We start from the raw sequence: 1,490 nt of genomic DNA on the forward strand, positions 1-1,490 counted from the left end.
TACTCCAGCCGTACCTGGTGAAGTTGGAGTCTTCGCTGGTAGTGGGCTTTTTTGGCGCGGTATTGGTGTCGTCGTCGCCATCGTGACCATCGATGGATGTGGTCGAAGGGTTGGGTGGTGGTGATCAGGTGTGCCAGGAGACGGCGGACCTCGCCGAGCGTGAGAGGAACGAGGCCGTCCTGGTCGGGTTCAGTGCCCCCTTTTTGGCGTGGGCGGCGGTGACGGCGAGGTAGGCGTGGGCGCACAGAACGAGTGTTATGTGGCGGTACCAGGCGTCGTAGCGACGCACCTGATAGTGATCCAGTCCGACCTCGGTCTTCGCGGTCTGGAAGCATTCCTCGATCGCCCAGCGGGTTCCGGCGACCCGGATCAGGGTCTCGTCCTGGGTGTCGGCGGGACCGAAGCACAGGTAGTAGGCCAGGTCCGTGGGGTTGGTAATGCTGCGGCGGATCAGCAGCCAGTGACCGTGGCCGTGGCCGTGGCCGTCAGCGGTGCCGGGCAGGGAAGCCACCGCCCAGTCGTAGAGTCGTGGTCCTTTGGCGCCGGCGCCGCAGCTGCGACGCTTCCATGCCAGGGCCGGCGCGCTGGCGGCGAGGACGTCGGGGCGGGAGCTCCCCGCCGTGGTCGGGATCCGCTGGTTTCGAGGCACGGCAAGGACGTAGCCCATCCGGTGCTGCTGCAGCCAGGTCCGGAACTTGGAGTCCTGTCCGTAGGCCTCGTCCGCGGTGACCCACCGCGTCGACAGACCAGCGGTGATGGCGCGTTCGATCATCCGCAGGCCAAGCGTGGGTTTCGTGGCAAACCCGACGCCCGCCGCGATGCCGGCTTCGTCACGGCGGGCAGGGTCGTCGCACCAGCCGCGGGGCAGATACAACTCCCGGTCAATCAGCGTGCGCCCGGCCGGGCTGGCATAGGCCAGGAACACTCCGAGCTGGCAGTTCTCCGTCCGCCCGGCCGTGCCGGAGTACTGACGCTGCACCCCGGCGGACTTGATGCCCTTCTTCAGGAAACCGGTCTCGTCGACGATCAGCACCCCGTCGCCGTGACCGAGGTGCTCAGACACATAAGCGAACAGGTCATCGCGGACCGCGTCCGGGTCCCACGCCGACCGGTTGAGCAGCCGCTGCATCCGATCCGGCGTCGCATCGCCGGCGGCCTCGGCCAAAGTCCAACCATTCTTGCTGGCCAGGGGCGACAACAACCCCACCAGGTAGGTCAGCGCCTGCCGGCGCGGCTCCGCACGCCCGAACCGGTGCGCGAACCGCGCCAACAGATCATCCAGACCCGCCCGCCAGCCCACAATCTCATCGATCAACACAAGCACGGGAGCCTGCCCGCCCTGCCACTAACCACAACAGACAGACGGTGCGACCACGCAACCCACCCGCCCACTAACATCGACATTCGCAGCTACGCCGCAGGCTCAACTACAACGTCGATCATGCCGTTGGGCTGCCAAAACTCCAGATCAGGCAACTGCGGCTGGAGTA

General features: G+C 66.6%; 1 protein-coding gene. It reads right to left on the reverse strand.

Annotation, left to right across the window (positions count from 1 at the left end):
- Nucleotides 1-124: 124 nt before the first annotated feature.
- A complete protein-coding gene (locus tag ACLQ25_RS32565; protein ID WP_425734565.1) occupies nt 125-1,318 on the reverse strand; it encodes an IS701 family transposase in 1,194 nt (397 codons plus the stop codon).
- Between the last annotated feature and the right edge of the window lie 172 nt (nt 1,319-1,490).

Origin of the sequence: Micromonospora sp. DT44, from assembly GCF_049841635.1 — a bacterium.
GTDB lineage: Bacteria > Actinomycetota > Actinomycetes > Mycobacteriales > Micromonosporaceae > Micromonospora.